This window comes from Hyphomonas sp. NPDC076881, from assembly GCF_050269995.1.
Taxonomy (GTDB): domain Bacteria; phylum Pseudomonadota; class Alphaproteobacteria; order Caulobacterales; family Hyphomonadaceae; genus Hyphomonas.
The window spans coordinates 325134-333324 of the sequence record NZ_JBNNJJ010000003.1; the positions used below are offsets into that span (position 1 = coordinate 325134).

General features: G+C 58.5%; 7 protein-coding genes and 1 pseudogene. 6 read left to right on the top strand and 2 right to left on the bottom strand.

Features of this window, described 5'->3' with window-relative positions; translation table 11 throughout:
- Window positions 1–64 precede the first annotated feature (64 nt).
- From ACQKI2_RS05265 to ACQKI2_RS05280, 4 genes and pseudogenes are all read left to right on the top strand, one after another.
- Window positions 65–769 (top strand): VIT1/CCC1 transporter family protein, encoded by a 705-nt coding sequence (locus ACQKI2_RS05265; RefSeq protein WP_427378651.1) that lies wholly within the window; start codon window positions 65–67, stop codon window positions 767–769.
- A gap of 38 nt (window positions 770–807) precedes the next feature.
- Window positions 808–3396, top strand: a complete 2589-nt coding sequence (gene mgtA, locus ACQKI2_RS05270) for a magnesium-translocating P-type ATPase (RefSeq protein WP_427378652.1) — start codon at window positions 808–810, stop codon at window positions 3394–3396.
- Window positions 3397–3598: 202 nt separating this feature from the next.
- A pseudogene (locus tag ACQKI2_RS05275) lies at window positions 3599–3739 on the top strand (DUF6538 domain-containing protein); the annotation flags it as partial.
- Window positions 3740–3799: 60 nt separating this feature from the next.
- Window positions 3800–5296, top strand: a complete 1497-nt coding sequence (locus tag ACQKI2_RS05280) for a site-specific integrase (protein ID WP_427378662.1) — start codon at window positions 3800–3802, stop codon at window positions 5294–5296.
- Window positions 5297–5386: 90 nt separating this feature from the next.
- On the opposite strand, the gene ACQKI2_RS05285 is transcribed toward ACQKI2_RS05280, so the two are convergent.
- Window positions 5387–5623, bottom strand: a complete 237-nt coding sequence (locus tag ACQKI2_RS05285) for a helix-turn-helix domain-containing protein (RefSeq protein WP_427378653.1) — start codon at window positions 5621–5623, stop codon at window positions 5387–5389.
- Window positions 5624–5707: 84 nt separating this feature from the next.
- Between ACQKI2_RS05285 and ACQKI2_RS05290 the strand changes: the two genes are divergently transcribed.
- Both ACQKI2_RS05290 and ACQKI2_RS05295 read left to right on the top strand, forming a co-directional pair.
- A complete protein-coding gene (locus ACQKI2_RS05290; RefSeq protein ID WP_427378654.1) occupies window positions 5708–6154 on the top strand; it encodes a hypothetical protein in 447 nt (148 codons plus the stop codon).
- A 529-nt stretch (window positions 6155–6683) separates the two neighbouring features.
- Window positions 6684–7775 (top strand): hypothetical protein, encoded by a 1092-nt coding sequence (locus tag ACQKI2_RS05295; RefSeq protein ID WP_427378655.1) that lies wholly within the window; start codon window positions 6684–6686, stop codon window positions 7773–7775.
- 51 nt (window positions 7776–7826) lie between these two features.
- Here the strand turns inward: ACQKI2_RS05295 and ACQKI2_RS05300 are convergent.
- A partial coding sequence (locus ACQKI2_RS05300; RefSeq protein WP_427378656.1) for a M48 family metallopeptidase occupies window positions 7827–8191 on the bottom strand: 365 nt, incomplete at its 5' end.

Genomic DNA, 8191 nt, shown 5'->3' on the forward strand with positions numbered 1-8191 from the left:
CAGCTATCAAAGCCAAGGCAGCAAGCGTAGAAGCGAAAGAACGAAATCATTTCCGGGACAAGACATGCCGCGACTTCACACGCAGCCCGAATCCCACCTCGTCTCGCGCATCGGCTGGTTGCGGGCGGCGGTGCTGGGCGCCAATGACGGAATCGTCTCGACCGCCAGCCTGATCGTCGGCGTGGCCGCGGCCTCGGCCGCGACGCCTGAGGTGCTGGTGGCGGGCGTTGCTGGGCTCGTGGCGGGCGCAATGTCCATGGCAGCCGGCGAATATGTCTCGGTAAGCTCGCAGTCCGACACCGAACGGGCCGACCTCGCCCGCGAGCGGGCCGAGCTGGTCGCCCAGCCCGAGTTCGAGCGCGAGGAACTCGCGCGGATCTATATCGATCGCGGCGTGTCGGTCGATCTGGCGCACCAGGTGGCTGATCAACTGATGGCGAAGGATGCGCTCGGGGCGCATGCGCGCGACGAACTCGGCATCTCCGAGGTGACGGCGGCGCGCCCCATCCAGGCTGCGCTGACCTCGGCCGCGACCTTCGCCCTGGGGGCCGCGATGCCGCTGGCGATGGTGCCGGTGATGCCGCGAGAGACGCTGGTGGTCGGCGTTTCGGTCGCGTCCCTGCTGTTTCTGGCCCTGCTCGGAGCCATCGGCGCACGGGCGGGCGGCGCGAACGTGACCAGGGCAACGCTGCGCGTGACCTTCTGGGGTGCGCTTGCCATGGCGCTGACGGCCGGGATCGGCGCCGTCTTCGGCACCGTGGTCGCATGACGCCCGTGCCCATGCCCCGACTGGTGCAAGAGGGTCCGATGGCCGATCCGCCCCGCGACGCAAGCTACTGGAGCCTGGATGCGGCCGCGCTGGCAGCGGCCCTGGGCGCGGGACCGGGTGGCCTCACCCCTGATCAGGCAGCAACACAGCTTTCCATCGTGGGCCCGAACAGAGTCGAGGATGCGCCGCGCCTGAGCGCCCTGCGCCTTCTTCTGCGACAGTTCGAAAGCCCGCTCGTCCTGATCCTGGCCTTCGCGGCGGCCATGTCTCTCGTCCTTCAGCAATGGGTCGATGCGGGGATCATTCTGGCCATCGTGCTGGGGAGTTCGCTGCTCGGCTTCTTTCAGGAATACCGCGCCTCGGCGGCCGTCGAGGACCTGAAGAAACGCCTTGCGCTGACGGCACGGGTGCTGCGCGGCGGTGCGGAACGTGTGCTGCCGGTGACGCAGATCGTGCCCGGCGACGTGATCCTGCTGTCGGCGGGAAACCTGATCCCTGCCGACGGAATCATCCTCGAGGCGCAGGATTTCCTCGTCACCGAGGCCAGCATGACGGGCGAGTCCTTTCCGGTTGAGAAGCGGCCCGGCATCGCCGCTGCCGATGCCCCGCTTTCCGAGCGGACGAACACGGTTTTCCTGGGCTCATCGGTGCGCAGTGGCACCGCAAGGGTTCTGGTCGTCAAGACAGGCCGCCGGACAGAATTCGGCGCCATCGCGGCACGGCTGCACGCGCGCCAGCCCGAGACGGATTTTGCGCGCGGCGTGCGCCAGTTCGGGTTTCTGCTGATCCGGGTCATGGTGGTGATCGTCCTCTTCGTGCTGACGGTGAACCTGTTGCTGGATCGCCCGGTGGTCGAGTCGCTGCTGTTCGCCTCAGCGCTGGCGGTGGGACTATCGCCAGAACTTCTGCCCGCGATCATCAGCGTCACGCTGTCGGCAGGGGCGCGTGCGATGGGCAGGCGCGGGGTGATCGTGCGGCGGCTGGATGCCATCGAGAACCTTGGCAGCATGACCGTCCTGTGCACGGACAAGACCGGCACGCTGACCGAAGGCACTATTGTTCTGAGCGAGGTCCTGGATGCGACGGCCCGACCTTCGGACGCGGTTCGGCAGCTCGCCTATGTCAATGCAGCACTCGAGACCGGGATCGATAACCCGCTTGATGCCGCCATCATTGCTGCCGGTGCATCGGCCGGACTGACGACCGCGGCTCTGACCAAGATCGACGAGATCCCCTACGACTTCGTGCGCCGGCGGCTGACCATCGTGGTGGCCGAAAGCGCCGACCCCGGAAATCACCTGATCGTCACCAAGGGTGCGTTCTCGAATGTTCTGGCCAGCTGCACGGCATTCGAGCGCGATGGGGCCGAGCTGCCGCTTGACGCCGCCGCGCGCGCCGACCTCGATGCAGTCTTCCGGGCAAAGGGCGAAGAAGGTTTCCGCGTTCTTGCGCTGGCCACACGCCGGGTTGCCTCCAAGCCCGACTATGAGCGCGACGACGAGCGCGACATGGTGTTTCGCGGCTTCCTCGTGTTCCTCGATCCGCCGAAGCCCGAAGCGCGGGAAACGATCGTTGACCTCGCCCGGCTCGGCATCGCCATCAAGGTGATCAGCGGCGACAACCGCCATGTCACCGCCCACATGGCCGAGGCTGTCGGGCTGGATGCCAGATACATGCTGACGGGTGAAGATCTGGCCGGGATGAAGGACGAGGCACTTTGGCACCTCGCCCCCCGCACCGATCTGTTCGTCGAGATCGACCCGCAGCAGAAGGAGCGCATCGTCCGCGCGCTGCAGCGGACCGGCAACTCGGTGGGCTATCTTGGTGACGGGATCAACGATGCACCGGCGCTGCATGCCGCCGATGTCGGCATTTCGGTCGCAGAGGCGGTCGATGTCGCCCGCGAAAGCGCCGACATCATCCTGCTCAGTCGCGATCTCGATGTGCTGCGGCAGGGCGTCGAAGACGGGCGACGCACCTTCGCCAACACGCTCAAATACATCTCGATAACCACCAGCGCCAATTTCGGGAACATGATCAGCATGGCGCTCGCGACGCCGCTCTTGCCGTTCCTGCCGCTGGCGGCCAAGCAGATCCTGCTCAACAACTTCCTGTCGGACCTGCCCTCGCTGGCCATCTCCAGCGACAATGTGGACCCCGAGCGCCTGTCCAGCCCGCAGCGCTGGAACGTCAGGGACATCCGGAAGTTCATGATCGTCTTCGGCCTGATTAGCTCGGTCTTCGACCTGCTGACCTTCGGCGTCCTGCTCTATGTCTTCCACGCCGGACAGGCGGTATTCCAGACCTCGTGGTTCATGATCTCGCTCTTGACCGAACTGGCGGTGATGCTCGTCCTGCGGACCCGCAAGCCAGCCTTCCGCAGTCGGCCCAGCCGGTTGCTGCTGTGGTTAACCCTCGCTGTCGCGGCAGCGACACCTGCTGTGCCGTTCCTCGGCGCGGCAAGTGCGCTGTTCGGCTTCGTGCCCCTTTCGGCCACGGAGCTGGTCGCCGTGGTGGCGATCGTCGGTGGCTACATGGTGGCCACGGAGATCGCGAAGGCTTGGTTCTTCCAGCACGAAACCACCGCCACGCGCGCACCGACGACCGATCAGCGCTCGCGCGACTGAGTATGCAGATCAGACGATTACAGGCTGCCACCTGAGTTTCTGGCGCTGGCGCGCATGTGGAGAACGTTGGATTCCAGTCCCTTTCCCTCCGCCACTTTTCTGGAAAAGCGTTTTATAACAGCGATCTAGAAATTCAGGCGGCACAGAAAACACCACACTGTCACGATGGGCTGTCCCAATGCGTGCGTGACGGGGCGAGCTCATGACTGGGCGGCGGGTTCCAGGCCTCGTGCGCCGAGGCGGTGTGTATCAGGTGCGCCTGTCTGTTCCGAAGAATCTCCATGCCGTACTCGGGTGCAAGGAGGTCCAGCGGTCTCTGCGGACCAGCAACTACGCCCAGGCCAGATTGCTTTCCCTTGAGTCGCACTCGCGCTTCGCTGGCTTTTGTGCCAGCCTCCATGCCATGAAGCCGACGATAGAAATCGATGTAAAGCCGCTGCTCAACCGCTTCTTTGAGTCCCTGCTGGCGAATTATTCCCCGCCTGGCGGCTTTGCCCCCGGAGAGCGTTCTGATCACCGGATACACATAGAGGGGGCTGCAGAACGGCAAAGCGGCAAGTATGCGGCTATGCTGGAGCAGAACGATTATCCAGCATACATCCAGGCAGATGCAGAACAGCTCCTCTCCGATCAGGGGCTCAGTCTAGCCGATGTTTCAGCGCTGACGGCCGCGAGACTTCTGGAGGGTATTGTCCGTGCAAGGATGGAGGAAATTCGCCACGGTATCTATCGGGAGGATGACCTGTTCGGCGCGTATTCGCCTGAAGACAACTTGTTCCAAAAGAAGGTCGTGCAACTAGCTTCAGCCAATCCAGCACCACCAACACCGTCATCAGACTATTTCCAGGGCGGTACAGGCGGAACACTCTCCGTTCGAATTCAGCAATACCTGGAGGCAGATGAAAGCAGGCCAGCGACGATCCGCGAAAAGCGGGTGGTTCTGAACTGGTTAGCTGAACACCTTGGCCCCGAGCGGGATGTACGCGCCATCACCAATGAACACGTTCTGGAGTTCCAGAAACTGCTGGTTCAGCTGAAGGTGAATACGCCGTCCGAAACGCCTCTGGCGAAGGCAGTGACGCCGGATGGCTCGAAGCGCGTCCATACCAAGACGGCAAAAAAGAAGTTCGACACGGCGAAAGCGTTCTTCCGCTGGCTTGAGAAAATGGGCGCGGTGAATGTCGCCCCTGGCAACAAGCTGCAGGTTAAGGTCAAGAAGACGCCGAATAGCGAAAAGCGCCGTCCGTTTGAGCCGCATGAAGTCAATCAGCTGTTCTCTTCGCCAATGTTCACTGGATACAAGAGTGCCAAGAAGCGCCATGTTCCAGGACCGTACCGCGTCAAGGACGATCAGTTCTGGATGCCGCTGGTGCTGCTCTATTCCGGGATGCGGCTGGCGGAACCCCTTCAGATTGCGGCGCAAGATGTATTTGTCGACTGTGATCATCCACACTTCAATATCGACCTTGCGAAGCTGACGCTGAAGCAGGATGTGTCAGACAGGCTTGTTCCAATCCATCCCGACCTTATCGCATTCGGTTTTGGAGACTTTGTCCGCAATCGTCAGAAGCAGAAGCCGGGAGAGCGGTTGTTTCGAGGCATCACCTCTGAAGGTACTTCCATTCCGAATTACTATTCCAAAGTCATTGGACGGTATATCGACCGGGCCGGGCTGAAAGATCCGCGCATCGTCGCACATAGCTTCCGGCACACGTTCAAGGATGCGTTGAGAAATGCCAAGGTTCCGGAAGGCGAACAGCATTTCATTATGGGCCATTCGGACAGTGAAGCGGCGCACAACTATGGCTCTGGAAGCAAGATCGACGTGTTGTGGAGCTATGTCGAGCAACTGGACCTCGGCCTTTCGGAGGATGTGAAGGCCAAGTTGCGCAAGAAATAGATAGGCGTGCCCGGCTTTTTCAATCAGGCGCATGCGCTACTTTCCGGGGAAGTTCCAGGCTTGCGCTCTGGGAGCGTTGAACCAGAATTTTTATTCTGCAATCACACGCTTCAGGATGGCATTCCACGATGCGCCTAGAACGGCCGTAAGCTGAAGAAACTCAACAACATCCACACGTCGCTCACCAAGCTCAATCTTGGCAACGTAGGACTGCGGCTGTCCAAGGCGCTCGGCGACCTGTTGCTGAGAAAGACCAGCATCCAGGCGTGCCTTCTTTAGTTCCCCAATAAGGGCAACATGGGCTTTTGATCGTAGGGATTTTCCCACAGCCGCCTCGAGGACAAAAAAACTGTTGCCCTCGTAATCCTGATTGGGGATAATCCCATTTTAGGATTATATTGGGAGTACAGAATGCGGCTGGGACTGATTGGGTTGGCTTTTGTTGCAACGGCTTGCGCCAGTGGTGGGGCCTCAGGTTCGGGTGGCTTTCAACAGCCCGCGGCGGATGCTGACTACGGTGTGGAGCCAAATGTAGAGGAAGAGGCAAAGGCGCATTTTGAGCTAACGCTCAAGGACCCCGCATCGGCTCAATTCAGAATTGGTTACGTCGGCAAAGCCTACTGCAACAAGGGCTATATGCTCGGAGGCGATGTCATCTGGACCGGCTATGCCGCCAACATTTATGTGAATGCCAAGAATTCCTACGGAGGTTATACCGGGTTTCAGCCGTACACGCTGCTGTGGAGAGACGGCGCCATATTTAAGCGGTTTGACAACGACGACTTCGGAAACGCCCCCTGGGGAAGCACCAATCTCTGCCGTTGGGAGAACGGCCAGACCGAAATGGCTGGTCAGTAATTTGTCGTCCGCGACCGTGGACATGGGGTGGCCACCCTTTGGCCACCCTTATCCCTACCGACGCAAACTCAGTTCTTTAGGGCAATTGCAGCTAGTTGCACTTTTTGAACGGCGTCCGGTTATAGGAGCAGCGTTCACGCACGTCTTCTCAGATGTCAGTTCGCTGCAATGAGGGGCTAGTCCTTCTGGCGCGCGGTAACTCCTTGTTTTTACAGAAATAAAAATAGAGTTTTGCGCTTTCGCAAATCACACTAAGGTTCGAATTGTGAAGCGTTTGGTGCTTTGCAACGTCGTGCAACTAGTTGCACGCGGCAGCAACGGTCCGAAAACGATAGTGAATACTTCTAACAGCCGACATTGACCGCTGTATGGTCACACATGTCGTGGTGCGGGCGATGTAAAACAATCAGTTGCTGCGCACCTACTGACGGGTCAGCCATGCTGGCTAAACTGGCACGAATATTGATTTGCCCCTCAAACACAATTTGCCAAAGGGGCGCCAGCTTCACGGCATCCGATGCGAGGGGCCATGGCAGTCACCATAAAATACGGTCCGCCCAAACCAATCGCATACAAGGCTCAGTTGGTTCCAACGGTAAACGTTCTGAAGCCGATAATCGACACCATCGCCATTACGTGCCGGGCAGAAGCTGCATACGACTACATCGTCAACAATACGGCGGAGGCTAAACTTCCCACCCAACTGACAGATCCAAATAAGTTTTGGCTCCACATCTGGAAACAATTGCAACTAGCTGCAAGTTCAGACGAGTTTGAACAGCTTCTCCCAGCTCCAAAAGAACGTAAGCTCCCTCAATATCGCAACAACATTGTGGCAAATTTACCTGGCGTATCCACGCAACCCTTGCTGAGCTTTCCCTCCAACTTGAAGAAGGCTCCAGTCAGATTGCAGATCAACCCGGCCAAGCTCGGTCTCGATGGTCTGATAAAATTGGAATCGACCTGGGATGCAGTAGTGGGTGAGTTCATACCCTTCCGCGCTCTGTTCAAGGAAGCGATAGTCACTCGCTTGGATACCGCAGTCGATCTCCTTGGTTGCGATGCTAGCGATATACTCATTCACCACCAAAAAGTCTGGAAAATTTGGATTGCGACGCATCCAGATACCGGCGTTCAGACAAAACAATTTTACATAAAGCACAGCAACCAAAAATCGCCCTTTTCTCGACCGAACGGGAGAGCCCACCTGACAGTTTACGATAAGCGGGCAGAACAAATCGCAAAAAATCTAGAACCACCGTACGGGGATTCAACACATATCCGCATCGAACGATCACAGGTAACTAAGCAGCCGGTCGAAGACCTACTTAAACTGAAGCCTGCCTTTGGTGGATGGACAATTGTTCTTCTGTCCAAGACACAGGACTTCACGAAAGAGCAGTGGCTTCAGTATGCAGACAGTATAAGTGCTCGGGGAATCGCTTCCGCAAGCAAGCTCCATCCTGGCATGCCCTCCACTTTCACGGAAATTCGAAAAGCCCATATTGGCATAATCAAGGATGATCTTTGGAATCAGTGGAATGAAAATCATGCTGAAGGCGTTCTTGGCAAGCTCGCCCAATGGGCGAACCAGGAAATTTCAGACCACTTTGCCCCATAGCAAAACCAGGGCTTGAGAAGGCAATAGCCAGTTGTCATGCGCAGCTTAGTCCTACCCGCGCCTAAGAAAATCAGCAGACAGAGTGGACTGATGTTTCTCCAGCCACGTTTTTGATCGCTGATAGTCGGGTTCGAGTGTTGAAAGAAAACGCCAGAACTTAGGGCCGTGGTTGCGGACCTTTAAGTGGGCAAGCTCATGCAGCACGACATATTCCAGTACCTTGCGCGGCGCAAAAATCAGCTGCCAATTTATCGTGATGTTCCCTTTGGGGCTGCATGATCCCCATCCATGGGCCAGATCGGCTGTTCGGATTGATCGCGGTTGACGCGCTTGGGATCGGTGGTCCGGCCCTGACGTTAAAATCCAGCGGCAAGTTGGACCTGGCCACCATGGCACAGGCTTGAGATTTCGGCAAA